22 protein-coding genes are annotated in these 26,811 nt (G+C 64.9%); 13 read left to right on the forward strand and 9 right to left on the reverse strand.

What is annotated here, in order from left to right:
* Positions 1-3: 3 nt before the first annotated feature.
* The 5 genes from QTI66_RS06700 to QTI66_RS06720 form a co-directional block, all read right to left on the reverse strand.
* On the reverse strand, positions 4-393 hold the full coding sequence (locus QTI66_RS06700) for a hypothetical protein (protein ID WP_286558350.1): 390 nt from the start codon (positions 391-393) through the stop codon (positions 4-6).
* Between the two features lie 27 nt (positions 394-420).
* Positions 421-1,122, reverse strand: coding sequence for a hypothetical protein (locus QTI66_RS06705; protein WP_286558351.1), 702 nt, complete (start codon positions 1,120-1,122; stop codon positions 421-423).
* Positions 1,123-1,136: 14 nt separating this feature from the next.
* Positions 1,137-2,000: a substrate-binding domain-containing protein gene (locus QTI66_RS06710; RefSeq protein WP_286558352.1), complete on the reverse strand. Its 864-nt coding sequence runs from the start codon at positions 1,998-2,000 to the stop codon at positions 1,137-1,139.
* Between the two features lie 62 nt (positions 2,001-2,062).
* Positions 2,063-2,461: a c-type cytochrome gene (locus QTI66_RS06715; RefSeq protein WP_286558353.1), complete on the reverse strand. Its 399-nt coding sequence runs from the start codon at positions 2,459-2,461 to the stop codon at positions 2,063-2,065.
* Positions 2,462-2,588: 127 nt separating this feature from the next.
* Positions 2,589-4,409, reverse strand: a complete 1,821-nt coding sequence (locus tag QTI66_RS06720) for a methanol/ethanol family PQQ-dependent dehydrogenase (RefSeq protein WP_286558354.1) — start codon at positions 4,407-4,409, stop codon at positions 2,589-2,591.
* A gap of 601 nt (positions 4,410-5,010) precedes the next feature.
* Between QTI66_RS06720 and QTI66_RS06725 the strand changes: the two genes are divergently transcribed.
* From QTI66_RS06725 to QTI66_RS06765, 9 genes are all read left to right on the forward strand, one after another.
* Positions 5,011-6,033, forward strand: coding sequence for an AAA family ATPase (locus QTI66_RS06725; protein ID WP_286558355.1), 1,023 nt, complete (start codon positions 5,011-5,013; stop codon positions 6,031-6,033).
* A gap of 32 nt (positions 6,034-6,065) precedes the next feature.
* Positions 6,066-6,902, forward strand: a complete 837-nt coding sequence (locus QTI66_RS06730; protein ID WP_286558356.1) for a DUF58 domain-containing protein — start codon at positions 6,066-6,068, stop codon at positions 6,900-6,902.
* Positions 6,899-7,870, forward strand: coding sequence for a hypothetical protein (locus QTI66_RS06735; protein ID WP_286558357.1), 972 nt, complete (start codon positions 6,899-6,901; stop codon positions 7,868-7,870). The genes QTI66_RS06730 and QTI66_RS06735 overlap by 4 nt, the downstream gene beginning before the upstream one ends.
* Positions 7,867-8,901 (forward strand): vWA domain-containing protein, encoded by a 1,035-nt coding sequence (locus tag QTI66_RS06740; RefSeq protein ID WP_286558359.1) that lies wholly within the window; start codon positions 7,867-7,869, stop codon positions 8,899-8,901. The genes QTI66_RS06735 and QTI66_RS06740 overlap by 4 nt, the downstream gene beginning before the upstream one ends.
* The gene (locus QTI66_RS06745; protein WP_286558361.1) at positions 8,898-9,440 is read left to right on the forward strand and encodes a tetratricopeptide repeat protein; all 543 of its coding nucleotides are present in this window, start codon (positions 8,898-8,900) and stop codon (positions 9,438-9,440) included. The genes QTI66_RS06740 and QTI66_RS06745 overlap by 4 nt, the downstream gene beginning before the upstream one ends.
* Positions 9,437-10,447: a vWA domain-containing protein gene (locus QTI66_RS06750; RefSeq protein WP_286558363.1), complete on the forward strand. Its 1,011-nt coding sequence runs from the start codon at positions 9,437-9,439 to the stop codon at positions 10,445-10,447. Before QTI66_RS06745 ends, QTI66_RS06750 begins: the two co-directional genes overlap by 4 nt.
* 95 nt (positions 10,448-10,542) lie before the next feature.
* Positions 10,543-11,607, forward strand: coding sequence for an alpha/beta fold hydrolase (locus QTI66_RS06755; RefSeq protein WP_286558364.1), 1,065 nt, complete (start codon positions 10,543-10,545; stop codon positions 11,605-11,607).
* A 12-nt stretch (positions 11,608-11,619) separates the two neighbouring features.
* A complete protein-coding gene (locus tag QTI66_RS06760) occupies positions 11,620-12,609 on the forward strand; it encodes a D-2-hydroxyacid dehydrogenase family protein (RefSeq protein WP_286558366.1) in 990 nt (329 codons plus the stop codon).
* A gap of 192 nt (positions 12,610-12,801) precedes the next feature.
* Positions 12,802-13,806, forward strand: coding sequence for a cupin-like domain-containing protein (locus QTI66_RS06765; protein ID WP_286558368.1), 1,005 nt, complete (start codon positions 12,802-12,804; stop codon positions 13,804-13,806).
* Between the two features lie 118 nt (positions 13,807-13,924).
* On the opposite strand, the gene QTI66_RS06770 is transcribed toward QTI66_RS06765, so the two are convergent.
* Positions 13,925-15,481, reverse strand: coding sequence for a long-chain-fatty-acid--CoA ligase (locus tag QTI66_RS06770; RefSeq protein ID WP_286558370.1), 1,557 nt, complete (start codon positions 15,479-15,481; stop codon positions 13,925-13,927).
* 134 nt (positions 15,482-15,615) lie between these two features.
* Here QTI66_RS06770 and QTI66_RS06775 point away from each other — a divergent pair, with 134 nt between their 5' ends.
* The gene (locus QTI66_RS06775; protein ID WP_286558372.1) at positions 15,616-16,614 is read left to right on the forward strand and encodes an AraC family transcriptional regulator; all 999 of its coding nucleotides are present in this window, start codon (positions 15,616-15,618) and stop codon (positions 16,612-16,614) included.
* Between the two features lie 8 nt (positions 16,615-16,622).
* Here the strand turns inward: QTI66_RS06775 and QTI66_RS06780 are convergent, their stop codons facing one another.
* Positions 16,623-18,839: a DUF6351 family protein gene (locus tag QTI66_RS06780; RefSeq protein WP_286558374.1), complete on the reverse strand. Its 2,217-nt coding sequence runs from the start codon at positions 18,837-18,839 to the stop codon at positions 16,623-16,625.
* A gap of 185 nt (positions 18,840-19,024) precedes the next feature.
* Here QTI66_RS06780 and QTI66_RS06785 point away from each other — a divergent pair, with 185 nt between their 5' ends.
* Positions 19,025-21,412: a DNA polymerase II gene (locus tag QTI66_RS06785; RefSeq protein WP_286558376.1), complete on the forward strand. Its 2,388-nt coding sequence runs from the start codon at positions 19,025-19,027 to the stop codon at positions 21,410-21,412.
* Positions 21,413-21,530: 118 nt separating this feature from the next.
* On the opposite strand, the gene QTI66_RS06790 is transcribed toward QTI66_RS06785, so the two are convergent.
* Entirely contained in the window at positions 21,531-23,072 is a 1,542-nt protein-coding gene (locus QTI66_RS06790; RefSeq protein WP_286558378.1) for an arylsulfatase, read from the reverse strand.
* A 369-nt stretch (positions 23,073-23,441) separates the two neighbouring features.
* On the opposite strand from QTI66_RS06790, the gene QTI66_RS06795 reads away from it, so the two are divergent.
* Positions 23,442-25,127 (forward strand): SulP family inorganic anion transporter, encoded by a 1,686-nt coding sequence (locus QTI66_RS06795; RefSeq protein ID WP_286558380.1) that lies wholly within the window; start codon positions 23,442-23,444, stop codon positions 25,125-25,127.
* Positions 25,128-25,147: 20 nt separating this feature from the next.
* Here QTI66_RS06795 and QTI66_RS06800 read toward each other — a convergent pair whose 3' ends face one another.
* Positions 25,148-26,062: a LysR family transcriptional regulator gene (locus QTI66_RS06800; RefSeq protein ID WP_286558382.1), complete on the reverse strand. Its 915-nt coding sequence runs from the start codon at positions 26,060-26,062 to the stop codon at positions 25,148-25,150.
* A 177-nt stretch (positions 26,063-26,239) separates the two neighbouring features.
* Here QTI66_RS06800 and QTI66_RS06805 point away from each other — a divergent pair, with 177 nt between their 5' ends.
* Positions 26,240-26,758, forward strand: coding sequence for an Ohr family peroxiredoxin (locus QTI66_RS06805; protein WP_286558384.1), 519 nt, complete (start codon positions 26,240-26,242; stop codon positions 26,756-26,758).
* Positions 26,759-26,811 lie beyond the last annotated feature (53 nt).

The raw sequence follows: 26,811 nt of genomic DNA on the forward strand, positions 1-26,811 counted from the left end.
CGCCTATTTCGCCGAGTCTGCGCCGATGAAGCATCCCTTTTCAGCCTTGCTCACCTGTTCCTTGTAGCGCTTGACCTGGGGTTCGTACGAAGGCACGTCGCGAATCGCGCCGCCGCGCTCTCCGCCGATGGTCATGGCCTTGACGATGGTGCTCATCGTGACGTACTCGTTGTACTTGACGGTGGTGGCCAGCGCGTCGAGCGTGCATGAGCACTTGTTGATCATTTCGAACTGCGGGCCCGGATGCGCGCGCATGCACTCCTGCACGTAGAGCACGCGGTCCACCGTCGGAAAGTCATTCACAGGGGCGCGGGCTGCCGGAGCGGCCGCCAGGGCGGACATCGACAAGGCCGACAAGGCCAGCAGCGTGGGCAATCGAAGGAACATGGGCATGGGTTGAACCAAAGGTTTGCGTCAGGGTCAGCGCGCCAGTGCGGCAGGGTCTGCGCCCTGGATCAGCATTTCTTCCCGCATCAGGGGCTCCATGCCGCCGGGTTCGGCATTGATGCGCGTGCGAATGCCGTAGAGGCCGCCGGGCACGGCGTCTGAGAGCAGGAAGGTGTAGGTCTTGTTGGCCAGCTTTTCGTAGCGCGTGCGCATTGGGTCGTCCACATAGGGCGCGATGGTGAACTCGCGTACCGCCACCGGCTTCCCTCGATAAGGCAAGGAGACATTGCGCAGCGTGGCGCCCTCGTACACCGCCATGCGGATGCGCTTGCGAAAGTAGTTGGGTTGCCCCTTGGTCAGGCGCTGCATCTCGCGGATGTCGCGCTCCAGGAAGTAGAGGATGGCCGGGTTGCCTTGTGCGCTTTCGACTTCGGGTTGGGTCATGGCTCGCGCGCCGGTAAAGAACTGCGATCGCACCGCGCAGCAGCTCCCATCGTTTTGCGCCGTGAGGAACAGGTCCACCTTGTCTTCGAAAGGCTCCTCCAGCGTGCCGGTCTTGCGGTACTCATAGCGCAAGGTCAGCGGCGGCTTCAGCCCGCCCAGCTGGTTGTTCATGAAAAGCGCCTGCTCGGCGACCGAGAAGTCGTTGGCGGCTTGCGCCATCCACGGGGCCGCGAGCACGCATCCCAGCACCAGCTTTGCGACGAGGTTTGCTGCAGGTGGGCGTTTCATCATCGCTGGGTGCAGGCCTACTGCTTGCCCGCGGGCGCCGCAGGCTTTGCCGAGTACGAGGCGTCGACCACAGGCACGCCGTACTCCTTGAGGATGGCCTGGATCTGGGGCTTGTTCGATTCGATGAGGCCCTCGACCTGCTGCTTCCACTCGCGCTCGCCGTAGCGCACGCCCATCGCGATCTCGTAGTCGAACTGGATGCCGGGCTCGGACTTCAATGGAATCACCGCCATTTCCGGCGACTTGATCCTTTTCGCGAAGTAGCCGCCGATCGGCCCCCACACGATGGCGACGTCGATCTTGCCGGACGCAAGGTCGTCCACGATGATCTGGCCGGGATACTGGTCCGGGTCGGGGTTCATCGAGTGATAGGGCACGCCCTGGTCCACCAGCTTGTGCTTGTTGAGCCACGCCGAGGCAGGCGACACGTCGAACACGCCGATGCGAAGCTTCGACAGCCTGGCGGGGTCGATCTTCAGGAAATCCTCGGCGGACGTCACCTGGTCCAGCCCCTTGCCCTTGGGGAAAACCATGGCGTAGGTCGAGCGGTAGTAGGGCTTGGTCACCGAGACCTGGTCATACCCGGCCGGCACACCGATGACGATGTCGCAGGGGTAGTCCTGTCCCGGCAGCTTGAAGCGCAGCGTGTTGCGGATGAAGGCCAGCCGCTGCGGGAAGGAGTAGTAGATGACCGGCAGGCCCATCGACTTGCCGAACACTTCGGCAATCTTGTTTTCGATGCCTTCGCCCTTGGTGTTGGAGAAGGGCAGGTTGTTGGGATCCTGGCAGACGCGCAACTCGGTGCGCTTGGCGGGCGCCTCCTGCGCCGCCACGCAGCACGCAGCCACGGATAGCGAAAGCGCCGTTGTGGCCAGTGCCATGCTGCGCAACGCCTTGCGGGCGCTGCTGCGTTCAACTCGTCGTGGGGATCCTGCGGCGGCCATTATTGGGCGGGCAGTTCTTCGACCTTCGCGCGCGTGATGGCGCCGTCGGACCTGCCTTTGAGATAGGCGTAGAGCTGGTTGATGTTGTCCATCACGGTCTGGCTGGTGCCGAAGCTTTGCATGCCCTTGTCCAGGCGTCCGTCCCGCACCGTCTTGATGAAGTCGGGCTTTGAGAGCGTCTTGAGACTGTTGATGAGGGAGGGGCCGACCAGCCCTTCCTGGTTGGCGCCGTGGCAGCGGTCGCATGCTGCGGCGCGCCAGGCCCTGAAGCCCTTCATGGTTTCGCTGTCGACCTTGTAGCCGTCGACGACTTTGTAAAGTGGTTTGTCTTGAGCATGAACCGCTGTGGCCAGACACAGCAATGTGGAAACGGTGACCAACGCCTTCTTCAACTTCATGATTCCAGGATCCTTGTTGTCGTGGGAATGAAAAGATGGCAGCCGGGTGGCTGCCATCTCCGGATCTCCTCGTTCAGGGCCCCCCGCACCGCCCGGTGCAGGCCCTGTTCTCGTTATTGCCCGCTTTTCAGTTGGGCAGCGCAAAGACAGTCAATGAACCTCCGAGTTCGGTGTACTGACTAAGTTCCTTGTATCCACCGACTGCGCCCAAACCATCCTGGTCTTTTTCGAGACCAGCGGCCATGCCGATGCCGGCCCAGCCACCGATGCCCGAGAAGACGCCGAGGTATTGCTTGCCCTTGTGTTCGTAGGTGAACACGTTGCCGATGATCCCGGACGGGGTCTTGAACTTGAACAGTTCCTTGTTGATGTTCTTCTTGTCGACGCACTTGAGGTAACCCTCCAGCGTGCCGTAGCAGGAGAGGCCGCCCGCCGTGTTGAGCGCGCCGCTCCACACCGAGAACTTCTCGGGATGGCTCTGCACGATCTTGCCGGTGCCGGCGTTCCAGGTGATGTAGTTGCCCATGCCGCCATGGCTGTTGGGCGCCGGGAACATCGAGAGCGTCGCGCCCACGTACGGCTGGCCGGCGGTGTATTCGACCTTGAACGGCTCATAGTCCATGCAGACATGGTTGGTCGGCACGTAGAAGAGCTTGGTTTCCGGGTCGTAAGCGGCCGGTTGCTGGTCCTTGGAGCCCAGGGCGGCCGGGCAGATGCCCTTGGTGTTGACGTCAGGCCCGCCTTGCGCGGTCGAGTACTTCTGAACCACTTGCGGACGGCCGGTCTTCATGTCGACCTTGGTAGCCCAGTTCACCACCGGGTCGTACTTTTCAGCGACCAGCAGCTCGCCGGTTTCGCGGTTCAGGGTGTAGCCGAAGCCGTTGCGGTCGAAGTGCACGAGCGCCTTGGTGGCCTTGCCCTTGACGTCGATGTCGGCCAGGATCATTTCGTTGATGCCGTCGAAGTCCCACTCGTCGTAAGGCGTCATCTGGTAGGCCCACTTGGCCATGCCGGTGTCCACGTCACGCGCGAAGATGGTCATGGACCACTTGTTGTCGCCGGGGCGCTGCGCGGGGTTCCACGTCGACGGGTTGCCCGTGCCGTAGAACATCAGGTTCAGCGCCTTGTCGTAGCTGTACCAGCCCCAGGTGGTGCCGCCGCCGTTCTTCCACTGGTCGCCCTTCCAGGTCTTGATCGACGAGTCGGCGCCCACCGGCGCCATCTTGCCGTCGGTCCAGGTCATGGTCTTGGCGGGGTCCATCAGCATTTCGGCGTCGGGGCCGGTGCTGAAGGCCTTCCAGACCTGCTTGCCGCTGTTGATGTCGTAGGCCACGATGAAGCCGCGAACGCCCCATTCGCCGCCGCTGATGCCGGTGATGACCTTGTCCTTGAAGACGTGCGGCGCGTTGGTGTTGACGGCGCCGAGCTTCGGATCGCCGTTCTTCACGGTCCACACGACCTTGCCGGTCTTGGCATCGAGCGCGACCAGGTTGCTGTCGGCCTGCTGCAGGAAGACCTTGCCTTCGGCATAGGCAACGCCGCGGTTGACCGTGTCGCAGCACATCTGCGGAATCACGGCCGGGTCCTGCTTGGGCTCGTACTTCCAGACGATCTTCTGCGTGTTCAGGTCAATCGCGAAGACCTTGTTCGGGAAGGGCGAGTGCAGGTACATCATGTTGCCGATGACCAGCGGCGAGCCTTCGTGGCCGCGCAGCACGCCAGTGGAAAAGGTCCAGGCGACCTGCATCTTGCCGACATTGCCGGTGTTGATCTGCTTGAGCTTGCTGTAGCGCTGGTTGTACATGTCACCAGCCTGCATTGCCCAGTTCTTGGAGTCGGCGATGTTCTTCTCGACGTCGGCATTGGCCCATGCCAAAGCCGGCACCGCGAGTAGGCCCGCCGCCAACAGACGCCATGAGCGCCAAAGTATGTGCCCGGAAAATCGCATCGAAGTCTCCTTGTTTGTTTCATCAGAGCCTGTCTGCACCGTCCCGCCGACGAGGCGCCCGCCGTGCTACGCAAAGAAGACGGCGCGGGCAGCAAATGCAAGTTGCGCGCCTGCTCAAAACTTCACGAAATCGCAACAGGAAATCACGTCGGCGAGCCCGTGTTTAGTCCTCGATGGGGGGCTTTGCATTCAGGGAAACCCTATTGATTGGCGCAATTGACGGGTCAAATCCGCTGCGCCGCGGCAAGTGCGCGCAGCAAGGCGCCTGCGCAGCGCCGGCGCGGCGTGGCGGCCGGCTTTCAGGGGAGGCGGTGCGCCGAAGTTGTGGCAATCATTTTCGACACAGAGTGTTTCACCGGCTGCGCCGCCGGCCAATTGATTTGGATTAGCCAATTGTTAATTGGCGCAGCCGCCTGCCGGCCAATGATTGCCAAAACCTGAAGCCTGCGCGGCGGCGTGCCTCTTGCTAATCTGCATGTAATTGCGCCCCTCGCGGCACGCGTGGTGTTCCACTGCAGGTGCAATTTGTGCCGTATCCGGCACGACAGCGGTGGATGTCTTGGCGCCGCGCCCGCTGTGGCGCGAAATCGAGGGGATTCGAATGGATCGAAACGATGCGGTGATGAGCGACTGGCGCCAGCGCGCCCTGCAGCTCGAAGCCGAAGTCGCCCGCGCGGTCGTCGGGCAGGCGAGGGCGACGCGCCTCATCAACACGGCGATCTTTGCGCGCGGCCACGTGCTGCTGCAAGGCGACGTGGGCGTGGGCAAGACGACCCTCTTGCGCGCCTTTGCGCAGGTGCTCGGTGGCGACTTTGCGCGCACCGAGGGCACCATCGACCTGATGCCCAACGACCTGATCTACTACACCTACATCAGCGCCGAGGGCCGGCCTGCGGTCGAGGCCGGGCCGCTCATCCGGCATGGGGAAAACCTGGCGATCTTCTTCTTCAACGAGATCAACCGGGCGCGCCCGCAGGTGCATTCACTGCTGCTGCGCGTGATGGCCGAGCGCAGCGTGTCGGCCTTCAACCGCGAGTTTCGCTTTCCCCACCTGCTGGTGTTTGCCGACCGCAACCGGGTGGAGCGCGAGGAGACCTTCGAGATTTCCGCCGCGGCGCGCGACCGCTTCATGATGGAAGTGACCATCGACACCCCCGTCGACGAGGCCGACCGGCGCCAGCTGATGTTCGACCCGCGCTTTCACGACACCGACCGGCTCGTGGGCGATCTGGCCAGCGGCATCGTGGCGTACCAGGAGCTGAACCATGTGTCGGACCTCATCCAGCGCGGCGTGCAGGCTTCCGACGCGCTGCAGGCCTATGCGCTCGACCTGTGGCGCGCAACCGCGGTGCCGGCCGAGTACGGCGTGCGCCTGTCGGACCTGGACACCGCCCAGTTGATGCTGGCCGGCGCCAGCCCGCGCGGCATGAGTCTTTTGATGCGCGCCGCCCGCGTCGCGGCCTGGCTGGAGGGCCGCGCCTACGTCACGCCGGAGGACGTGCAGGCGGTGTTCGTCGACACCATCGCCCACCGGCTGTGCTACCAGCCGGTGTACGAGATGCGGCGTCACGAGATCTCCGGCCGGCTGATGAGCGGCATTCTCTCCAGCGTGGCGGCGCCCTGAGCCGCCGCACGGGCCAGACACCCAGGCTTGCCGTGCACGAACTGCATTACCGCATCAGGGAGCCGGCGCTCGGCCACTTTCCGGGCCACCACCGCAGCGCGCGGGGCGACAGCGGCTTCGAGTTCCGGGGCCACGCCAACCTGCTGGACGCGCCCGATCCGCGCCGGCTCGACCTGCACGCCAGCCTGCGCGACCCCTTCGGCAACTGGATCGTGCGGGTCTACAGCCAGCGCAAGGCGGTGCCGGTCGTGATGGTGGCGGACCTGTCGGCGTCCATGGGTTTCGTGGGCACGCGCCGCAAGATCGACGTGCTGGCGGACTTTGTCGACAGCCTCGCATGGTCGGCTTGGCGCACCGGCGACAGCTTCGGCTTCGTGGGTTGCGACAGCAGCATCCGCGAAGACGTCCTGCTGCCGCAGACGCGCATGCGCGGCGTGGGGACGGTGCTGGCGCAGAAGCTCCGGGCGCTGGACTTGCAAGGCGCGTCGGCGCAGGCGCTGCTGTCGGCCCATCGCCATCTGCGCCGGCAGCGATCGCTGGTGTTCCTGGTGTCGGATTTTCATCTTCCGCTGGCGGACATCGAGGCCACGCTGGCGTCGATGGCGCACCACGACCTGGTGCCGGTGGTGCTGTGGGATCCGGTGGAATTCAGCCTGACGGCGCAGCGCGGCCTGGCGCACGTCGTCGACCCTGAAACCGGCGCGAGAAAGCTGGTGTGGTGGCGCCCCGCCTTGCGCGACAAGTGGCTGGCTGCACTGCAGCAACGCCGTGACGCCATCCTGCAGATCTTCAGGGCGAACCGGCTCAAGCCGCTGTTCATCGAAGGCGCGTTCGACGCCGACGCCGTGACCCGGCACTTTCACGCATGAAGCGCGAAGTGACGCTGCGGCGCAAGATGAGGGGCGTGGGCACCAACCGGGTCATGCGCGTGTTTCGGGCTGCGGCGCTGGGCGTGGCGCTAGCGTCGCCGCTCGCCGCCGGCGCGGCGGACGATCCGACGCAGCTGAGCGCCACGGCAACGCAGCCGCGCGCTTTCGGCTATCAAGTGGGCGATCTCGTGTCGCGCGAGGTGACCGTGCACGCGCCCACCGGGCTGGAACTGGACGAGACCAGCCTGCCGAAGGCGGGCGTACGCGGCAAGGCGCTGGAGTTGCGTAGCGTCGGGCATCGCAGCAGTGCCGAAGCGGGCGGTCGGCGGCACGAACTGACGCTGGCCTATCAGGTGTTCCTTTCGCCGGCCGAGCCGCGAACGCTGGAAATGCCCGGCTTCAGCCTGCGTTTCAAGGGCCAGCCGCGTGACCAGGAGGTGGAGGTCGAAGCCTGGCCCGTGACCGTGTCGCCGCTGGTGCCGGTGGACGTCTCGCCGCGGCGCGGCCTCGGGGAGTTGCAGCCGGATGCGCCGCCGCCACTGATCGACACGCGCTTCGCGCGCTACCGGTTGATGGCCTACGGTGTGGTCGCGCTGGCCATGCTGGCGTACCTGGCCCACGTCTACATCGGCCTGCCGTGGTGGGGGCGCGCGCATCGGCCCTTCACGCAGGCTTGGCGCAGCGTGCGCGGCCTGACGGCGGAAAGCCCTGAATCGGCGTGGCGCGCCGCGTACCAGGCGCTGCACCAGGCACTGAACCGCACGATGGGGGAGGTGGTTTTCGAGCAGGGCGTTGAACGCTTCGTGAAGGCGCGGCCGCGCTTCGGACACCTGCGCGGTGACCTCGTGGCCTTCTTCGAGCGCTCGCGCGCCGAGTTCTTCGGGGATGCTGCGAAGGCGACGGGCGATCGCGCGTGGCTGGTCGAGTTCTGCCGGCGTTGCCGCGACGCGGAACGAGGTGCTGCATGAGCTTCGATGCGCCCTGGCTGTTGTGGCTCTTGCCGCTGGCGCTGCTGCCGCTGTGGGGGCAATCGGGTCGCACGCTCATCAACAGCTGGACGGCGATGCTCTCGCGCGACCGGGCTTCGCAGGCCATCGGATGGACTTTGCGCGTGCTCGGCGTGGTGACGCTGGCGGCCCTCATCCTCGGCATGGCCGGCGCGCACCTGCCCGAATACGACGTGGAGCGCGTCGGCAAGGGCGCGGAGATCGTGCTGCTGCTCGATCGCAGCCGCAGCATGGACCAAGGCTTTGCCGGCTCGAACGCCGGCGCCCCCAAGGGAACAGGGCCCGAAGCCATCGACTACTACATGAAGCAGCGTGCCCGCCTGACCGAGTCCAAGGGCCTGGTCGCGCGGCGGATGTTGTCCGAATTCACCGCCAACCGGCCGGACGACCGCTTCGGCATGATCGTCTTCAGCACCCTGCCGATCCGCGTCCTGGAGTTCACGCAGAAGAACGAAACCATCCAGGCGGCCATTGCAGCGGGCGACATCGGGCGGGGCCTGTCGGAGACCAACATCGGCCTGGCGATCGAGGCGGCGCTGGGCTACTTTGCCGACCGGGCGTACACCGGCTCGCGCATCATCATGCTCGTGTCCGACGGCGGCGACCGGCTCGACGCCGAAACCCGCGAGCGCATTGCGCACCAGGCGCGCAAGTTCCGCGTGGGCATCTACTGGATCTATTTGCGCTCGGTCAACAGCCCGGGGCTCACGCTGGAAAAGGGTGAGGCGGCGGCGAACGTGGACTCGGTGCCGGAATATGCATTGCATCACTTCTTCCAGTCCACGGGCAGCGCGTACCACGCCTACGAAGCCAGCAACCCCGAGGCGCTGAAGGAGGCCATCGACGCAGTCAACCGGCTGGAGAACCTGCCCATCACCTACCTCGACACCATGCCCCGGCGCGACTTGGCGATGCCGTTCTTCGCGCTGGCGCTGGGCTGCGTTTCGATGCTCCTGGCGGCAAGCCTCGTGGAGATCCGCAGATGGGCATGAGCCGTGCACAACGACGCACACGCGCCGCGCTGCTGGTGCTGGCGGCTGCCGTGGTGGCTGCGGCAGTCGATGGCGCCTGGATGTGGCGCCAGCAGCGGTGGAACCAAGCCATCGTCTCCGGCCCGTTGCCCGCGCAGGTCAAGGACGCGCCGCCGCAGGTCCAGTTTGCACGGGCGTATGCGCAGGCAGCGGAGGGTAACGAAGAATCGGCGCTGAACCTGTATCGCAGCCTCGAAGGCGATTCGCCGCTGGGCCAAGCCGCCCGCTACAACAGCGGCAACCTGCTGATGCGCCAGGCCATCCTTGTGCAGGCGGGACCGGAGCCCGGCAAGGCGATCGCGCTCATCGAACTGGCCAAGGAAATCTACCGCGACGTGCTGCGCGACGACCCGCAGCACTGGGACGCGCGCTACAACCTCGAACGTGCGCAACGCCTGCTGGCCGACCCCGAGGAAATGGAGACGGAACCGCCCGACGCCAAGCGCAATGCCGAGCGCGCGCCGACCACGATGCGCGGCTACTCGCCGGGGTTGCCATGATCTTCTGGCAACGGCTGCGTGGCTCGCTGCAACATGACTGGGACCGCTGGCTGCTGGCGCTCGCGGGCCTGCTGCTGGCGGCAAGCGCGCTCAACCCCGGCGTGATGCGCGAGCGCCCACTGGTCGATGCCGTGGTGGTGCTCGACATCACGCAAAGCATGAACGTGACCGACGAGCGCATCGCCGGCGAACCGGTCTCCCGGCTGGCCTTCGCCAAGCAGGCGCTGCGCGATTCGCTGCTGCACATGCCTTGTGGCTCGAAGGTCGGCTGGGCGATCTTCACGGAGTACCGTGCCTTGCTGCTGCTCGCACCGGTGGAGGTGTGCGGCAACCTGACTGAACTGCGCTCGACGCTGGCGCAGATCGATTCGCGCATGTCGTGGTCGGGCGGCAGCGAAGTCGCCAAGGGCCTGCACAGCGCCATCGGCATCGCCAAGTTGTTGCCGGACAAGCCGTCGCTGGTGTTTGTGACCGACGGGCAGGAGGCGCCACCGCTCGCGCCCAACTATCGTCCCCAGTTCGACGACAAGCCGGGCGAGGTGCAGGGACTGGTCGTCGGCGTCGGAGACCTGCGGCCGTCGCCCATTCCCAAGAGCGATCCCCAAGGCCAGCCGCTCGGCTTCTGGCGCCCCGAGGAAGTCGCGCAGACCGACTTGCGCAGTCTGGGACGCGGCGCGAGCCTGGGCGGCGAGGCGATGACGGATGACCGCGCCGGCACCGCCGCACCCATGCTGGGTGCCACGCCGGGCAGCGAGCACCTCTCGGCATTGCGCGAGAGCTACTTGCGTCTGCTGGCAGGCGAGCAGGGCATGGCCTTCCACCGCCTGCAGACGCAGCAGGGCTTCGAAAAAGCCTTGATGGCGCCGACGCTCGCCAAGCCGATCCTGGTGAGGGCGGACGGGCGCGGCCCGCTTGCGGCGCTGGCGTTCGGCGTGCTGTTGCTGCGCTACGTGGGGCCGCTGGTGGCCAGGGGCTGGTCTTCCCGCGGGCGACGCAAGAAGCCTTGATCCAGGCGTGACCCCGTGCCGACCCCGATGCGCACCCCCTGACGATGTGCATAGAGTGCCGCCCGGGGAGCCGTATTCCACTGGAGACATCCATCATGAAACTGTTGCGTCAGTTCTGCGCCGCATGCCTCATGGTCCTGGCCACGCTGACCGCGCTGGCCGCGGACCTGCCACCCGCCAGGGAAGGCGACTGGATCGCCAAAGACTTCCGCTTTCATTCCGGCGAAGTGATGCCTGAACTGCGCCTGCACTACACCACGCTGGGCTCGCCCTCGAATGAAGCGGTGCTGGTGCTGCATGGCACCTCGGGCACGGGAGGCGGCATGTTGCAGCCGGCCTTTGGCGGCGAGTTGTTCGGCGCCAGCCAGCCGCTGGACGCGAGCAAATACTTCATCATCCTGCCCGACGCACTGGGCCACGGAAAATCGTCCAAGCCATCGGATGGCATGCGCGCGAAGTTCCCGAAATACAACTACGACGACATGGTGGCTGCGCAGTTCCGGCTGGTGAGCGAAGGCCTTGGCGTCAAGCACCTGCGCCTGGTCATCGGCAACTCGATGGGCGGCATGCACACGTGGATGTGGGGCGCCGCGCATCCCGACTGGATGGACGCGCTGGTGCCCATGGCCTCGCAACCCACCGAGATGTCGAGCCGCAACTGGATGATGCGGCGCATGATCATCGACGCCGTTCGCAACGACCCGGGCTGGAACGAAGGAAACTACACCGCGCAGCCCGCCGGCCTTCGCGTGGCCAACGCCTTCTACGGCATGGTGTCCAACGGCGGCACGCTGGCCTATCAAAAGATGGCGCCCACACGCGAGGCCGCCGACAAGCTGCTGGACGCGCGCATTGCCGCACCTTTCACGGCCGACGCCAACGACTTCCTGTACCAATGGGATTCATCGCGCGACTACAACCCGGCGCCGCAACTCGATCGCATTCGCGCGCCCCTGCTGGCCATCAACTCCGCCGACGACGAACGCAACCCTCCCGAGACAGGAATCATGGAACGCGAGATCAAGCGCCTGAAGAATGGCAAGCTCTACCTGATCCCGGCGAGCGAAGACACGCGCGGCCATGGCACGACCGGCATGGCCAAATTCTGGAAGACCCAGTTCGCGCAGTGGCTGGCGGACGTGCCGCGCCCGGGCAACTGATCGGACCTTTTGATGACCACTGACACCCACCCTTCGCAGCCCGGCGCAGGCCTTCGCATCGCCGTGCTGGACGACTACCAGGACGTCGCACTCCGGATGGCCGACTGGTCGCGTGTGATGGAGCGCGCGGAGGTCACGGTCTTCAATGACCACGTTGCCGATCTTGAGCAACTGGCCATGCGACTCGCGCCCTTCGATGCCCTGTGCGTCATGCGCGAACGCACGCCGATGTCGCGCGCATTGATCGAGCGGCTGCCCCGTCTGAAGCTGATCGCCTCCACGGCGCCGCGCAACGCATCCATCGACCTGGAGGCCGCGCGGGAACACGGCGTGAGCGTCGTGCACACCGGCTACACCTCGACCCCCACGGTGGAGTTGACGTGGGCGCTGATTCTTGCGGGTGCGCGCCATCTGGTGCAGGAGGCGCAGTCGGTGCGCCAGGGTGGCTGGCAAACCGGCGTGGGCGAGGACATGGCCGGTCGCACGCTGGGCCTTCTCGGCCTGGGCAACGTGGGTGCGCGCGTCGCGGCTGTCGGGCTGGCTTTTGGCATGAACGTGATCGCGTGGAGCCAGAACCTGACGGACGAGAAAGCCGCCGCTGTGGGCGTGAAGCGCGTCTCCAGGGAGGAGCTCTTTCGCGAATCGGATGTGCTGTCGATTCACCTGGTGCTGAGTGGTCGCACGCGAGGCCTCGTGGGTGCCGGCGAACTGGGGCTCATGAAGCCGACGGCGCGGCTCGTCAACACATCGCGCGGACCGATCGTGGAGGAGGCGGCGTTGATCGACGCCTTGCGTGAAAGACGGCTTGCCGGTGCGGCCATCGACGTGTACGACCAGGAGCCCTTGGCTGCGACGCATGCCTATCGCTCGCTCGACAATTTGCTCGCGACGCCGCACATCGGCTACGTCTCGCAAAACCTTTATCGAACCTTCTACGCCGACACCGTGCAGAACCTGCTGGCCTGGCTGGATGGCATGAGTGCAGCGGCAGTGCCGCAGTAAGCAGCAAGCCGCATCGGCGCAATTGCATGCGGGCGAAAAGCTTGCAACAAGGCGCCATGCGCGCGCCTTTCGCTTTTTGCGTGACTATCATCCAGCTTTTTGCCCGCCGTGCTCAAACCCTTGCCTCCCGCTCCACGGCCCCGTTCGGCTGCCATTGAGCCGACGGTCCCGCCGCCCGCTGTCGAGACACCCATGACGCGCGAGTGGGTGCGTTGGGTTGCCGAGCAAGCGATGCGCGGATGCTCGCCTGACTCGATGCTCGAAGTGATGGCTGCAGCGGGGCTGGATGAGTTCGTGAGCTCGGCCGTCATCGAAGGCGTGTTCAGCAACCCGATCTGCATCGCGGGCGAACAGCAGACGCAGTTGCTGCGCAAGCTCGAATCGGTGGCAGCGAACGTGCAACGGCTCTGGGAACTGGACCCCCAATACGAGAAGGTCGACAAGCGCGCCAACATCACCGAAGCAGAGTTCCTGTCGCGCTACGTCCAGGCTTGCCGGCCTGTCGTGCTCACCGGGCACACGGACGATTGGCCCGCGATGCAGCGCTGGTCGCCGGCCGACCTCAAGAAGCGCTTTGGCCACCTCGAAGTCGAGATACAGGCAGACCGCCACGCCAACCCCAGCTACGAGCAGGACAAGCTGTCCCATCGGCGCCAAGTGCGCGTGGCCGATTTCGTGGACCAGGTGGTGAGTGGTGGCGCGAGCAACGACTACTACCTGACGGCCAACAACGAGGCATTGCGAAAGCCCGGCTTCTCGCCCTTGCTGGACGACATCGGCACGCTCCCGCCGTGCTGCGACCGCTCGCAGCTGTCGCGCTGCTCATCTTTCTGGTTCGGTCCGGCCGGCACAATCACCAGCCTGCACCACGACAAGGTCATGCTGTTTCACACGCAGGTGGTCGGGCGCAAGCGCTGGCGCATGATCTCGCCGCTGCAGACCCCGCGCCTGTACAACACCAACGCGGTGTTCAGCCCGATCAGCCTGGATGCGCCGGACCATGCACGCTTCCCCTTGTTCAAGGGCGTGAAGGTGCTCGACGTGATCGTCGAGCCGGGGGAAACGATCTTCCTGCCGCCCGGCTGGTGGCATCAGGTGAATGCGCTGGAGATGAGCCTGTCGTTTTCGTATACGAACTTCGCGTTGCCGATCGACAATCTGTTCGAGTACTTTGATCCGGCGTTTCGGAAGGTCTGAAACGACCGCCTACATGGATTGCTCGCGGCGTTGACGTTGCAACGCACGTTCCAGAAAGCTGCTCCGCAGGCGTCTGGCCCATGAAGTCAACGAGCGCCAACACGCCGGCCAGTCAACCTCAACCCACGCGCCTGTCCCGCTCAGACCAGAACGCCTCGCGCAACTTGTTCTTCAATATCTTGCCGGCGCCCGACATCGGCAGGCTCTCGACGAGTTCCAGGCTGCGCGGGACCTTGTAGCTGGCAATCATCGACTTGCAGTGGCCCTGCAGTTCCGCCAGCGTCAACGTCGTGCCCGGCTTGCACACGACGTGCGCATGCACCCGCTCGCCCCACTTCTCGTCGGGAATGGCGATGACTGCACATTGCTGCACCGACGGATGGCGTGCCACGGCGTTTTCCACTTCGACCGAGTAGACGTTCTCGCCGCCCGTGACGATCATGTCCTTGATGCGGTCCGCAACGAAGATGAAGCCGTCCTCGTCCATGTAGCCCGCGTCTCCGGTGTGCATCCAGCCGCCCTTGAGCGCCTGGGCCGTCTCCTGCGGCTTGTTCCAGTAGCCGAGCATCACCCCGGGGCCGCGGACGATGATCTCGCCCACGGCCTTGGCGGGTACGTCGCGGTCGGCTTCGTCGACGATGCGTACATCGCAGATGGCGCACGGCTGGCCGCCGGACCGGATCTTGCCGAGCGATCGATCCGGGCCTGCGTGGTAAGCGGGCTTGAGCAATGTGGCCACCGGTCCGAGTTCTGTCATGCCATAGGCCTGCATCAAGCTGGCCTTGGGCATGACGGCGAGCGCGCGGTCGATGACCGCTTCAGCGATGGGTGAGCCGCCGTACAAAACGAATTCGAGGCTCGACAAGTCGTGCTCGCGCGTGCCGGGCGCATCGGCCAGCATCTGGATCATCGTGGGCACGAGCAGTGCGCCCGTGACACGCTCGCGCTCGATGGCCTGCGCGACGGAGCCGGGATGGAACATCGGCACCATCACATGCGTGCCGCCGGCCATCGCCAGCGCGTTGGTGAAGGCGCCGTCGGCCAGGTGGAACATGGGTGCGGCGTGCAGACCCACCATGTTGCCCATCTCACCCCATGCCCCCTGCAGCGCCAGGGCGTTCACGTACAGCGCGCGGTGCGGCAGCATCACGCCTTTCGGAGACCCCGTCGTGCCGCCGGTGTAGAACACGCCCGCGAGGTCCTCGCCGCCGCGCACGGATTCCTCGGCGGGCGCGTTGGCGGCGATCAACTTCTCGTAGCCCAGCAGGCCGTCCGGAGTCTCTGCGTCGCCACAATGGATCACCGTCGAAATGCACGGTGCCAGTCCCCGAATCTGCGCCAGCACCGGCAGGAACTGGTCGTCCACGAGCAGCACGCGCGTGTCGCAGTCCGCCAGCGCGTAGGCGATCTCGCTGGCGCTCCAGCGGATGTTGCAGGGGTTGACCACGCCGCCTGCCCAGTAGGTCCCGAAGTAGTACTCCAGGTAGCGATCGGAGTTCAACGACAGGATGCCGACGCGGTCTCCCGTGTTGACGCCGGCGGTGCGGAACGCGCCGGCCAGCCGGGCGACGCGCTCCTGCATCGTTGCGTAGTCCGTGCGACGGCTGCCGAAGATGGTGGCTGTCTTTTTGGGGTGCACGCGCGCGGCGCGATGCAGGGTTTGCGTCAGGTACATGTCTCTTCGTTTCTTTGATGAGGCCTCGCTTGCCAGTGAAGCGCAGCGGGTCGATCCTAGGTTCCGGCTCTTCTTCCTACAATTGCTTTTCCAGTCGCCGACATGACGAAATGCGTCGACTTTCGATGCTCTCGATGTCCCATCCTCCCGTCAGTGTTCCCATCATGTTCGTTCGCGGCCTGCTCACCGGCGTGTACGGCCGCGGCCTGGATCCCACACCCTTCCTCGAAGAAGCGGGCATCCTTTCCGAACTCGTGGGCCACGACGGTGCCCGCGTGACGGGAGAGCAGTACATCGCGCTGTTTCGCGTGGTGGCGCAACGCCTGCAGGACGATGGCCTGGGGTTCTTCTCGCGTCCGCTGCATACCGGCAGCGCCATGCTGGTGATGCGCAGCGCCATCGGGGCACCGACGCTGGAAGTCGCCATGCGACGCGTGGCGCGCACCTTCCAACTGTTGCAAGACGACGTGGTGCTCGACAGCATCCGGGAAGGCAGCCTGGCGGGCTGGGCGCTGGATTTCAGGAGCGGCCCGCATCCGAACTTCCTGCACGAGATGCTGCTGCGCGTGTTGTGGCGGCTGCTCGCATGGCTGGTCGCCGTGCGGCTGCCGGCAGAGCGCTTCGACCTGGCGTTCGAGACGCCCACATATGCAGGTGACTACGGCGCCGTCCTGCCCGCCGAACTGCGCTTCGGCCAGTTGCGGTCGGCCTTCTGGATCGACGCGCATGCGCTGCACAGGCCCGTGCGGCGCGACGAGCCCGCGCTGCGCGCCTATCTCGCCGACTTTGCGAACAACGTGATCCTGCCGCGCCGCGACGACAACGTCGGCACGCGGGTGCGGCTCTCGCTGCGCAGTGCCAACCCGGCGTGGCCGGACCTCGCCACCATTGCCGACGCCTTGCACATGTCGCCTTCCACCCTGCAGCGTCACCTGGCTGCGGAGGGCACCACCTTCCAGCTCCTGAAGGACGAACTCCGGCGGGACATTGCCATCTCCCGGCTGAACACCAGCACGGTGTCGCTGGCCGCGCTGGCCGGGGAACTCGGCTTCTCTGACAGCGCTGCATTCCAGCGCGCCTTCAAGTCGTGGACCGGCAGCCCTCCGGGCGCGTATCGCCGCGGGGCAGTCTGATCTGCGCGTCAGTTGTAGATGTTCGCGGGCCCGAAGGCGCCGGCGCTGAAGTCGATCCAGGGGCCGTCGTGTGGAACCTGGCCTTCGCCGGGCACCTGCCAGTCGCAAACACCGCGAGGGAATGCAGCACTGAGGCGTGCCTTCTGCGCATCCGTGAATGCGACGGACCAGGATGAGAAGTCGATCGGCTTGAGCTTGCACATGACGACGTCGTCCGTGCGCGGGGCCCCCGCTTGCAGGCGCGTATTCGAATGAACCGGCATCGCCTGGTTGCACACCGCGCCCGGATCCCATGAAGGCACTTCCTCCGTCTTCACGCCGCCGATCCAGCACGCGTCCTTCAACCCGGGCGGCTTGCTGTTGATCACCCTGGCGGGATAGGACAAGTCCGATGTGTCGGCGGCGAGCCGCTCCAGCCAGTCGTTCATGCCCAGCAGTGCCATCCGGTCGAAGTCCGGCGCGCCGGTCAGCCCCGCCAGCCAGGTGACCTGGTTGGCGGCGGTGCCGTTGGCCTTCTTCAGGCGCTCGAGAAAGGTCAAGGTGCGCTCTCGCGTGTGGATGTCTCCCAGGTTGTCCGAGTAATTGCGGAACTCGATGATCGGCAGCGTCATGTTGACGAAGCTGGTCACCACACGGCCGCTGGCATACCCACGCTTCACGGCGAGCGGGTCACCGGTCGACCGGTTCGGCGTCAGCTTGCCGTCGATGTCGATGCCGCCGACTTTCTCGTTCAGGTCGACGAATTCTTCCGGCGTGATCGCGCCTGCGTTCACTGCGAGCAGACCGTATTGCACGCCGACGTTGTCATAGGCTGAACGGGCAAACCCGGTCCGACTGTCGCGTCCGAAGCTGTTGACGTTGCCGTCCCAGAATGTCCCGCGCGCCCCTGTCGGGTTGTTGACGGGGTCATATCGGAGCGAGACCGGAACGACCGGGGAGAAGGTCACCGGGTTCACTGCGTAGATGGCCGGCACGAAGCCCAGCCAGTTGTTCTGGCAGACCGTCATGCCTTGCGCCGGGCCGACGTCTGCGACGGCACCGCCGTCAACCGCCGATCGACGGATGCCGGTCCACGAGGAAGGATCCGCGGCGAGCTTGTTGAAGTAGTTATTGAGTGGACCGCAGTCGCTCACACTGCTGATGAGCGGACCCGCCAATTCTGCGAACGAGGCACTCGGAATGATGCCGTCGAGCAGGCCCGGATAGTTCTGCGCGATCAAGTGCTGCTGCAGCGATCCGCCGGATCCGCCTGATCCGATGGTGAACCTGGGCAGGCCGTAGTGCTCGATGAAGCGCTCCTTGATCATCATCAAGGTCTCGGCAGAAAGCACGTCGTCGAAACCGTTGCCGTAGGTGTTCCGGGTGCCGAAAGCCACCGCGAATCCAAGGCTCAGGGGGAGGTCCAGCAACGCAGACGTCACCTCGTTGCTGCCGGACCTGAAGCCGGGGGCTGCCCCGCCACCGAAGGGGTAGTACAGCTTTCCGTTCCATCCGGTCCCCGGCTTCTTTCCGGTCTTGCTCCACGGATCGTGGATGGCATTGGCCGGGTTGTCGAGCACCGCGACGCGGTAGATGGATTCGTTGATGGTGCCGGATTCCACCCGAACGATGTAGTCGACCGCGTTGCCTTCCGTCGTCACCGTTTTTGCAAGGTCGGGCGGGTAGGGGCCCGTGAGCGATGGCAGTGGCGCAAACGTTCCGCCGGTGGTGCGGTAGAACCAGTCGTAGCGGGTGGCGGCGACGCAGGGCCCGGATGCGGGCGCAGCGCCGAGGCCGGAAGCTGCTGTCTCGCAGATCCAGGGGCTTTGCCGCGCCCCGGAGAAGATGGGGCCGAAAGCCGGAAAGTTCTTCAGTTCAAGCCTGGCCACCGCTTGCCCTGCGGCGACGGCCGTGAGCGTGTTGGCGCCGGGCTTCAGGCCCGTCAGCAGGCCGCGCCGTTTTCCCGTCGTCGAATCGGTGATAAAGCTGTCCGTGACGTCGAGGTCGTTGAGCTTGAACGCGACAGTGGAGTCCGCTGTTCCAGGTGGCAGGCTGGCCTCCACCACGACGTCGTCGCCACTCACCATCATGGCCTTCGCGGATACGGTGGACAGGCGGATCGTGGATGGCTGCGCTGCACCTTGGGACGGTCCATCACCCGAACCGCAGGCTGTCAATGCAATGAGCGCCACCGCCCCGAAAAACAGCCGTGCAAAGGCCCGGCTGGCCTTGATCGAAAGATTCATGGAGTCTCCTTTTTTTAGCCCTCTGGTAGCCATGACGGCCTGCTTCGAGGAGACTCGATGCTCACGTCAAGTGGGCCCGCTCTCAATTGCACAATGTGCTGATCTGATGCCCAAAGACATCAACAGGCCGATGTCATCTTTCGCGGCAACTGAACGGCGACTTCATCATCCGACTTCCAGCTCTCGTGGCATCCTCCGAACTCAAGGGCTTCATCCTCACTCGTCATTGGCGCGATGCCTCGGCTGGCACGGAGATCGAGTACTGGTTGGCAACAGACGCAGGTCCCATGAAAGTGGTCCTGACTTCTCAGGTATCTGTTGCGTTCCTTGAAGCCCGCCACCGCGCCCAGGTAGAGCCGCACCTCGCAGCCGAGGCGGGACTGCAACTGCGTGAACTGGCGCTGAAATCGTTTCAGCAGATGCCCGTCATCGGTGTCTATGCCAGGCACTTTCGCCAGCTCGGTCGAATCGCGCGCGCCCTCCACGCGCATGGCATCCCTCTTCTCGAAGCGGACGTGCGCCCGCACGATCGCTACCTGATGGAACGCTTCATCACTGCTGGCGTCCTGGTAGAAGGGGGCAGGGCAGACAACGCCCGCATCGTCGACTGCAGGCTCAAGCCTGCGCCCGAATTCCGGCCGGTACTGAAAGTGGTCTCACTCGACATCGAGACGAGCCAGGACGAAGCGCTTTATTCCATTGCGCTGGACGGCATGCAAGAGCGAGTCGTCTTCATGCTGGGCGAGCCCCCATCCGAACCGTCATCGCAGGCCGATGACACCTCGGGCTTCTCGCTCATCTATTGCCCGACCCGCAGGAGCATGCTCGAACTGCTCAACGATTGGTTCGAGCGGAACGACCCCGACGTCATCATCGGCTGGAACATCATTCAGTTCGACCTGCGCGTGCTGCAAAAGACTGCCGACGATTGCGGGGCGCAGTTTCTTCCCGGGCGAGAGCGCCGGCCCATTGATTGGCGGACCCATCCCGGCAAACAGGGCTACCTGTTCGCGCCCACGCCCGGGCGGCTGGTCATCGACGGCATCGACGCACTCAAGGCTGCCGTGTGGAGTTTTCCTTCCTTCAGCCTCGAGACCGTGTCGCAAGCGTTGCTGGGCGAGGGCAAGGCCATCGGTGACGAGTACGACAAGATGGCGGAGATCGAACGCCGGTATCAGCAAGACAAGCCAGCGCTCGCGCTCTACAACATCCGGGACTGCGAACTCGTCCTGCGCATCTTCGAAAAGGCGAAGCTGCTGCAATTCGTGATGGAGCGGGCGCAGGTCACAGGCCTGCAGGCCGATCACTTTGGGGGCTCGATTGCCGCGTTCAGCCACCACTATCTGCCGCGGATGCACCGCATGGGTTACGTGGCCCCGAGCGTGGGCGAGATTCCGGGCGAAGCCTTCCCCGGTGGTTACGTCATGGATTCGAAGCCCGGGTTCTATGACTCGGTCGTGGTCCTGGACTACAAGAGCCTCTACCCCTCGATCATCCGGACCTTTCTCGTCGATCCGGTGGGTTTCGTGGAGGGTTCGAACGTCGGCGACGACCCTGCGATGGTCGTCAAGGGGCCGCAGGGGACCACGTTCTCGCGCGCGAAGCATTGCCTGCCGCAGATCGTGACCACGCTCTGGCATGCTCGCGACGAGGCCAAGCGCGTCAAGAACGAACCCTTGTCTCAGGCATTGAAGCTGCTCATGAACTCGTTTGCAGGCGTGCTGGGTGCGGCCGAATGCCGTTTCTTCAATCCCAGGCTGGTGTCCGCCGTGACCCTGCGAGGGCACGAGATGATGAAACTCACGCGCGAGTTCGTGGAGAGCCGGGGCTACGAGGCCATCTATGGCGATACCGACTCCATTTTCATTTGGCTCGGGCGCATCCATACCAACGAGGAAGCGTACGCCGTAGCGGCAAGTCTGGTGAAGGACATCAACGACTGGTGGACCCGCACCCTTCGCGAGGCGCAAGGCCTGGAGAGCTTCCTGGAGATCGAGTTGGACACCCACTACAGCAAGTTTTTCATGCCCACCATTCGCGGCTCGGATGTGGGCAGCAAGAAGCGCTACGCCGGCCTGAGCACGGATGCCACAGGCAAGGAAGAAATGGTCTACCGCGGCCTGGAGATGGCCCGCAGCGACTGGACCCCTTTGGCGCGCCAGTTCCAGGAGGGCCTGCTGTCGCGCATCTTCCGCGGCGAGCCTTACAGGGACTTCGTGAGCGACTATGTGCAGTCCACGCTGGCAGGCAGCAAGGACGACCTGCTCGTCTACAGGAAGCGCCTGCGCCATCGTCTCGATGCCTACCTGGTCAACGTGCCGCCGCAAGTACGCGCCGCACGCATCGCTGACGATTACAACGGTCGAATCAACCGGCCCAGGCAGTATCAGAACGGCGGCTGGATACGATATGTCATGACCCGCAACGGCCCCGAGCCGATGGAGTTTCGCCGTTCCCGCATCGACTACGAACACTACCTGATGAGGCAGTTGCAGCCCATTGCGGACGCCATCCTCCAGCCCATGGGGGAGAGCTTCATGGCGCTGACGACATCGCAGCAAGGCCTCTTTTAGTGTCCTGCCCCGTTAATTCGCAGGCAAAAAAACTGCATGAGGCAAGGAATCCCTGGAGATACCGCATTGGCGGCTTACCCGATGACCTGTTCGGGCGGCTTGCCTGCGTTGTCCATGCTCAGGTCCCGCTGCCGCGACTCCCGGACTGCAGCATCGCCAGCGCCTTCTCCACGCTCAGCGAACCCGACACCTGACTCGGTGGATAGTCCTTGAAGGTGGCAAGAAAGCGCCCGACGATGCCCACCGCGGGGATCATGGTCCAGAGCTTCTCGCCCCACCAGCGGCCGTACAGCAGGCTCTCGCTCTGGTAACGCTCCCACGGGTCTTGCCGAAGGTTGGTCACCAGCGGCACGTTGGTCGTGTCGGGCTTGCCGTTGAAGAGGTTGCCCTCGATGGTCTTGAAGCTGACCTTCCACGCGTTGTAGCGGATGGCCATCAGGTCTGCGTTGTCGCTGAAGTAGTAGAACTCGTGGCGCGGCGCTGGCGCTTCACCCTTGAAGTAGGGCATGAAGTTGTAGCCGTCCAGGTGGTTCTTGAAGGTCTTCTCGCCGGCCTTGTAGCCGGTCAGGAGTTTTTCCTTCACCGCGGGTTCACCGGCGGCGGCCACCAGTGTCGGCATCCAGTCCTCCGCCGCCATGATGTCGTTGACGATGGTGCCGGGCTTGATCACGCCGGGCCACTTGGCCACCATCGGCACGCGAAAACCGCCTTCGTACACGGTGCCCTTTTCGCCGCGAAACGGATGGTTGCCACCATCGGGCCAGCTGAAGATCTCGGCGCCGTTGTCGCTGGTGAACATCACGATGGTGTTGTCCGCAATGCCCGCGTCGTCGAGCTTTTGCAGGAGCTCGCCGACGATCCAGTCCAGTTCCATCATGGCGTCGGCGTACAGGCCGAAGCCGCTCTTGTCCTTCCACCGCTCCGACAGGTGGGTCCACACATGGCAGCGGGTGGTGTTGTGCCACAGGAAGAAAGACTTGTCCGCCTTCACCGAGCGGTCGATGAAGTCGATGGATCGCCGCAGCAGTTCGGCATCCACGTCTTCCATGTTGAACTTTGCGTCCGGGTCCATGCCGGGACCGGGAGGCAAGGGCCCGCCGTCGATGATCTTCTGCTTGCCGACGCGACCCCAGCGCGGCTCTTCCGTCGCGTCATCGACATCGGTGGCGAAAGTCTCGATGACGTTGCGCGGGCCAAACTGCTCGTGGAAGCCGGCCATCTTCGGGTATTCACCGTCGTACGGTTCTTCCATCGCGTTGAGGTGATAAAGGATGCCGTAGAACTCGTCGAAGCCGTGCACCGTGGGCAGGTATTCGTTGCGGTCGCCCAGATGGTTCTTGCCGATCTGCGCCGTGGCATAACCCTGCGGTTTGAGCAGTTCGGCGATGGTGGGGTCCTTGTCCTGCAGGCCCTGTTTGGCAGCCGGCATGCCCACCTTCAGCAGGCCGGTGCGAAACGGCGTCTGGCCCAGGATGAATGCGGCGCGCCCCGCGGTGCACGACTGCTGCCCGTAATAGTCGGTGAACAGCGCGCCCTCCCTGGCGATGCGATCGATGTTGGGCGTGCTGCCCCCCATCATCCCGCGGTGGTAGCAACTGAGGTTCCAGATGCCGACGTCGTCGGCCATGATCATGATGATGTTCGGGGGCTTGGTGGCCATGCAGCTCTCCACGGTGTTCATGCCTTCGCCCGCGCATGGTGCCATCAGCGGCACCCCATGAACATGGGGGCAAGGGGCAAGCGATTTGCCCTGAAGGGCAAACGACGGCCAAGGGGTAGACGGGCTGTATCTCGACATGCATAGTCGCGTTCAAGCGTGCCATGAACACCCCCGCTGCACCCATCCTCGCGCCCAGTTCCCCTGCGCTCACTCGAGTTGCACTGGATCTATCCCGGCCATGCGCTGAGCGTCCATGTCCAGGGCTCCGGTGAGGGCACGCGCGTAACTGCGCAGTGACTGGCATGCTTCGCCCGGCCTGGCACGCTGACTTGCACCGGCTCGGCCAGAGACCGTTCTAGCGTTGGCGCCATGCGAGCCTGGCTTTTTACGTCGCTGCGCAGCTACAGGATCGAAGGGTTGCCGCGCGATCTCGTGGCCGGACTGATGCTGGCAGCGATCGCCATTCCCGGCCAACTCGCCACGGCCCGGCTCGCGGGGATGCCGCCGGAGACGGGGCTCTACGCGTTTGCCGCCGGCTCCATTGCGTTCGCCGCATTCGGCGCCAACCGCTTCATGTCGGTCGCAGCCGACTCGACGATTGCGCCCATCTTTGCGGGCGGCTTGGCCCCTATCGCTGCTGTCAGCGCCGTCGCCTATCCGCAGCTGGCCGCGCTGCTCGCCCTGATGGTTGGCGTCGTGCTTGTCGTCGTCGGCCTGCTCAGGGCGGGCTGGCTTGCGACGCTGCTGTCGATTCCGGTGACAACGGGCTTCCTTGCTGGTATCTCGGTCCACATCGTCGTCGGCGAGTTGCCCACGCTGTTGGGAGTCCCCGGCGAGCAGGGGCATCTGCTCGCGCGGCTCGTCGGAGTCCTCGGGCGGATCGGGGAGGCCAATCCCTATGCGCTTGGATTGGGCGCCGGCGTCCTGGTCGCAACGCTGGTCGCCGCGCGCATCAGCCCCCGTATACCGGGAGCGCTCATCGGCCTGGTCGCGGCGGGCGTCGCCGTGGCCCAATTCCAGCTGGGTGCCCACGGCGTGAGCCTGCTCGGCGCCTTGTCTGTGCCGCTGCCGCACGTCGCGTTGCCGGCGCTGCCCGACGTGGAGGCGTTCAGCCGCATGGTGCAACTGGCGCTGGTGGTGGCGGTGGTCTGCATCATGCAGACGGCGGCGGTGGCCAGCACATTCCCGTCCGATGAGGGGAAGCCGGACAACGTCAGCCGCGACTTCGGCGCGGTTGGCGCGGGCAGTATCCTGGCCGGGCTGATCGGCGCATTCGCCGTCAATGCGAGCCCACCCAGCACCGCGATCGTGCGTGAGTCCGGCGGGCGATCGCAGATCGCATCGATCACGGCCGTCAGCCTGATGGTCGCGCTTGCGGCGCTGGCGTCTGGACTGATGGCCTATGTGCCTCACGCTGCGCTCTCAGGCATCCTGGTCTACATCGCCGTGCGCATTTTCCGCGTCGACCAGATGATCCGGATCTATCGCCGCGGCGGACTCGAGATCCTGCTGGTGGCAACCAGCGCCGCACTCGTCATTGCCCTGCCGATCGAGACCGGCATGTTGCTCGCGATCGTGATGTCCTTCGTGCACAGCCTGTACATCGTCGCTCGGCCCTACTGCGTCGAATTGGCCCGGGTGCCGGGAAGCACCGTGTGGTGGCCTCCGTCCCCGGGTGCGCCATTCGAGCATGAGGCCGGAGTTCTTGTATTCGCCCCCGGCGCGCCGCTCAACTTCAGCAACGCCGAGCGCATCTGCGCCGAACTCAGGGCGGCCATCGCCAGGCAGCGCCTGCCCGTGAAGTTGCTGATCATCGAGGCCAACGGAATCATCGACATCGACTACACCGGGTCGCAGGTCCTGCTTCGCGCCATCACCGAACTCGCGGCCGGCGACGTTGTCGTCGCCATCGCCAGGTTGTCGGGCGGGCGAGCGCGGGCACAGGCTCAACGTACCGGCTTGATAGAAGCGATCGGTCAGGACCGTGTTTTCATGACGGTCCAGGAGGCAGTGCTCAAGCTGGGTAGCCGCGTGCAAAGCCAGCACAGGAGGTAAGGCACCGTCTCAGCCTTTTCTCACCGTCGACGGACGGATTCATGCGGCGCGAAGACCTCCACCGTCCAATCGATGAAGGCGCGGAGCTTGGCGCTCATGTGCCGGCTGGACGGGTAGGCGACAGACACGGGCATGGGTGGCGGTTCCCAGTCGGCCAGCAGTTCGACCAACGCCCCGCTGTCGACGTACGGCTGCGCCATGAAGGCATAGGTCTGCGCCACGCCGAGTCCGGTCAGCAGCGCCGTCAGGTGGGCCGTGCTTTCGTTGACCGCGATGACGGCATGCCCGTTGATCTCGATGCGCTCGTCGCCGCGCTCGTAGCGCGGCGGAACGTAGCGCCCCGTGCGGGAAGAGAAATAGCTCACCACCCGGTGCCCGTCGAGCAGGTCGGCTGGCGTCGCGGGCGTACCGTGGCGCTTCAGGTAGTCGGGTGTCGCGCAGGTCATGTAGTGCATCTGCGCGACGCGCCGTGCCACCAGTGACGGGTCGCTCAGCACGCCGCCGCGCAGCACGCAATCCACCCCTTCGCCGATCAGGTGGACCGACCGGTCGCTCACGCCAAGCTCGAGCAGGATGTCCGGGTAGCGCGCGTGGAACGCCGGAAGCTTGGGGATCAGGATCCGGTTGGCCAGCGATGAGCCGATGTCCACGCGCAGGCGGCCTCTGGGGCTGGCCTGCGCGTTCGTCACGTCGGCCTCGATGTCGTCGATCTCGGCCAGCACCCGCGAGATGCGCTCGTAGTAGGCGGCGCCCTCCGGCGTCACGGTGACGCGCCGCGTCGTGCGTTGCAGCAGCTTCACGCGCAATTGATTCTCCAGTTGCTGCACTTGCTTGGTCACGCTGGGCTTTGGCATCTGCAGCAGGTCTGCCGCGCGCGTGAAGGTGCCGGCCTCGACGACACGGGCGAACACGCGCATGGCGGTGATCTGGTCCATCGCCGGATTATTGGCGAACTGGAAATAAACAAGTCCCGCCCACCATCTTTGTTGGCGCAGGGTCCGCTCCGACACTTCATGCCATCGCCACTGACCCCCTGACTTTCCAGCTTCTTTCATCCTTTCCCGGCAAGCGATCCACGCCCTATCGCGATGCCAATGGCGCAAGGCGCAAACATGCGTCTGCGCTCCGTTCACAGGGCTAACCCAACTGAAAAGGAATCCGAAATGACCACCAAAATCCAGACCGTGCTGATGACTGGCAAGACCCATACGACGGCCAGCCGCCGTGAGGGCGCCCCGCGCGGCGATGAGCGCGTCGACATCCAGATGTCGATCCCCGGCAAGACCGGCAATGAAATCGCGCTCAAGGCGATCCCGTTGCATCCGACCGCGGAGCAACTGTTCGCCGGGGCCTGGTCGGCCTGCTACACCGGCGCACTCGGCTTCGCAGCCAAGGCGAAAAAAGTGGCGCTGCCGGCCGACATGTCAGTCGACATCGAAGTGGACCTCGGCCAGACCGGCGCCGCGTACTTCATCCAGGCCCGGATCGATGTGCACATGCCGGGCGTCGCGCTCGACGTGGCACAAGACATCGCGCATGCGGCGCATGCCATGTGCCCTTACTCGAAGGCGGTTCACGGCAACATCGACGTCGCCACGAACATCGTTGCCGCGGACGCCCTGGCAGCGTAGTCCCGCAGCCTCATCAAGAACAAGCCTCGCTGTCACTTGACAGCGAGTGCAAG

It is taken from the genome of Variovorax brevis (genome assembly GCF_030317105.1).
In the GTDB taxonomy this organism is placed as follows: Bacteria; Pseudomonadota; Gammaproteobacteria; order Burkholderiales; family Burkholderiaceae_C; genus Variovorax; species Variovorax brevis.

Coding starts and splice junctions, on each gene's coding strand:
- QTI66_RS06750 (WP_286558363.1), top strand. CDS start 9,437: ATGATCTTCTGGCAACGGCTGCGTGGCTCGCTGCAACATGACTGGGAC.
- QTI66_RS06745 (WP_286558361.1), top strand. CDS start 8,898: ATGAGCCGTGCACAACGACGCACACGCGCCGCGCTGCTGGTGCTGGCG.
- QTI66_RS06800 (WP_286558382.1), bottom strand. CDS start 26,062: ATGGACCAGATCACCGCCATGCGCGTGTTCGCCCGTGTCGTCGAGGCC.
- QTI66_RS06740 (WP_286558359.1), top strand. CDS start 7,867: ATGAGCTTCGATGCGCCCTGGCTGTTGTGGCTCTTGCCGCTGGCGCTG.
- QTI66_RS06790 (WP_286558378.1), bottom strand. CDS start 23,072: ATGGCCACCAAGCCCCCGAACATCATCATGATCATGGCCGACGACGTC.
- QTI66_RS06805 (WP_286558384.1), top strand. CDS start 26,240: ATGCGTCTGCGCTCCGTTCACAGGGCTAACCCAACTGAAAAGGAATCC.
- QTI66_RS06720 (WP_286558354.1), bottom strand. CDS start 4,409: ATGCGATTTTCCGGGCACATACTTTGGCGCTCATGGCGTCTGTTGGCG.
- QTI66_RS06775 (WP_286558372.1), top strand. CDS start 15,616: ATGTCCCATCCTCCCGTCAGTGTTCCCATCATGTTCGTTCGCGGCCTG.
- QTI66_RS06770 (WP_286558370.1), bottom strand. CDS start 15,481: ATGTACCTGACGCAAACCCTGCATCGCGCCGCGCGCGTGCACCCCAAA.
- QTI66_RS06700 (WP_286558350.1), bottom strand. CDS start 393: ATGCCCATGTTCCTTCGATTGCCCACGCTGCTGGCCTTGTCGGCCTTG.
- QTI66_RS06795 (WP_286558380.1), top strand. CDS start 23,442: ATGCGAGCCTGGCTTTTTACGTCGCTGCGCAGCTACAGGATCGAAGGG.
- QTI66_RS06765 (WP_286558368.1), top strand. CDS start 12,802: ATGACGCGCGAGTGGGTGCGTTGGGTTGCCGAGCAAGCGATGCGCGGA.
- QTI66_RS06780 (WP_286558374.1), bottom strand. CDS start 18,839: ATGAATCTTTCGATCAAGGCCAGCCGGGCCTTTGCACGGCTGTTTTTC.
- QTI66_RS06715 (WP_286558353.1), bottom strand. CDS start 2,461: ATGAAGTTGAAGAAGGCGTTGGTCACCGTTTCCACATTGCTGTGTCTG.
- QTI66_RS06760 (WP_286558366.1), top strand. CDS start 11,620: ATGACCACTGACACCCACCCTTCGCAGCCCGGCGCAGGCCTTCGCATC.
- QTI66_RS06735 (WP_286558357.1), top strand. CDS start 6,899: ATGAAGCGCGAAGTGACGCTGCGGCGCAAGATGAGGGGCGTGGGCACC.
- QTI66_RS06705 (WP_286558351.1), bottom strand. CDS start 1,122: ATGATGAAACGCCCACCTGCAGCAAACCTCGTCGCAAAGCTGGTGCTG.
- QTI66_RS06710 (WP_286558352.1), bottom strand. CDS start 2,000: ATGGCACTGGCCACAACGGCGCTTTCGCTATCCGTGGCTGCGTGCTGC.
- QTI66_RS06725 (WP_286558355.1), top strand. CDS start 5,011: ATGGATCGAAACGATGCGGTGATGAGCGACTGGCGCCAGCGCGCCCTG.
- QTI66_RS06755 (WP_286558364.1), top strand. CDS start 10,543: ATGAAACTGTTGCGTCAGTTCTGCGCCGCATGCCTCATGGTCCTGGCC.